The 1,056-nt window shown below is 53.0% G+C and carries 2 protein-coding genes; one reads left to right on the top strand and one right to left on the bottom strand.

The annotated features are described in order from the left end of the window. Positions 1-37 precede the first annotated feature (37 nt). On the bottom strand, positions 38-469 hold the full coding sequence (locus DES43_RS22260) for a hypothetical protein (protein WP_208110879.1): 432 nt from the start codon (positions 467-469) through the stop codon (positions 38-40). Between the two features lie 332 nt (positions 470-801). Here DES43_RS22260 and DES43_RS22605 point away from each other — a divergent pair, with 332 nt between their 5' ends. Further along, positions 802-963: a hypothetical protein gene (locus DES43_RS22605; protein ID WP_166647821.1), complete on the top strand. Its 162-nt coding sequence runs from the start codon at positions 802-804 to the stop codon at positions 961-963. Positions 964-1,056 lie beyond the last annotated feature (93 nt).

Here is a 1,056-nt window from a genome sequence, read left to right as displayed (position 1 = left end):
GGGCCTGAAACAAAAACCCCGCCGGAGCGGGGCTTATTCATTCAGGCATCGGGAGGTCTGACGGCCAATATCCTTTCGGCGTGTTTTCGAACGCAGGTTCACCATCATCGCGCCTGGCTCTCCAAATCATCGTTCCAAGGACTTTAGCACGGTCTCCGCCGACAATCGGAACATCTCGGAGATCCAGTTCGCGTAGAATCGCCCCGCGCTTTAAAGGTCGGCCAGCCTCGATAAGAACCTGTCGCACATAGCCAGTGATTGTTGCGGGGGATAACACGTTCCTCTCGCGAGCGCTCCCCCTCGCGGGCTCTGTGGGTGAGAACAGGTCCTGTGTGACTTCAGGAGACACTCGGAGTTTTTGACTCAGTTTGATGAAGTCTTCGATGAGGCGCAAGCGCCTATCAATGTCGGCGCGTTGCCGCAGCAGGGCTTCACGTTCATTCAAGATATCATCGAAGTTCGCGGCCATGGCGTCAATTCCTGCGATCGCGTTCACTCAATGCCTCATAATTCAAATATCCTGACGAGGCACACGATAACAGAATTCATGGTTAATAGAATCTTAATTTTTGAGTGCGGAGTCCACTCTATGATTGACTGTGAGTGTATTGGATTCTATATGAGTCACTATGACGCAAAACGCCCTCTCGCGAGGGCGGAGGGCGTCGAAACTTCAGCGGTGATCTAGGGTTCGCCGTAGATGGAGTACGGCAGCCAAATCGGCAACTTGTAGAGCCTGAACAACTTCTACATAGTTTCAAGATAGCTGCTGGTCAACCGGGTTACAAAGGAGAAATCCAGATGACCCATGATGGTAAGCAGCCTCCTGACGGCACGACTTACATCTTTCGCGCGTCGATCACGAAGCCTGATGGTACGAAGATTTATGCGCGTCAGTTCGGGAAGCGGGCATTTAAAATCCCGGTTTCTCCGGGCAATGACAATGAGGATAAGGCGGCCTAAGCCTAGCCTTTAAGAGAGAGGGCTGGCAACGGCCCTCTCTTTCCAATTGTCAGCACTCTACGCGCTCCCCACCGTCTCCGTATCCTCGCCCAG

It is taken from the genome of Aquamicrobium defluvii, assembly GCF_004363725.1.
In the GTDB taxonomy this organism is placed as follows: Bacteria; Pseudomonadota; Alphaproteobacteria; order Rhizobiales; family Rhizobiaceae; genus Mesorhizobium; species Mesorhizobium defluvii.
Note: the sequence above shows the minus strand (reverse complement) of the source record. Positions and strands in the feature narration are given on the sequence as shown.

Excerpts from the sequence above, each read along its gene's own strand:
- DES43_RS22605 (WP_166647821.1), top strand. The coding sequence starts at position 802 with ATGACCCATGATGGTAAGCAGCCTCCTGACGGCACGACTTACATCTTT.
- DES43_RS22260 (WP_208110879.1), bottom strand. The coding sequence starts at position 469 with ATGGCCGCGAACTTCGATGATATCTTGAATGAACGTGAAGCCCTGCTG.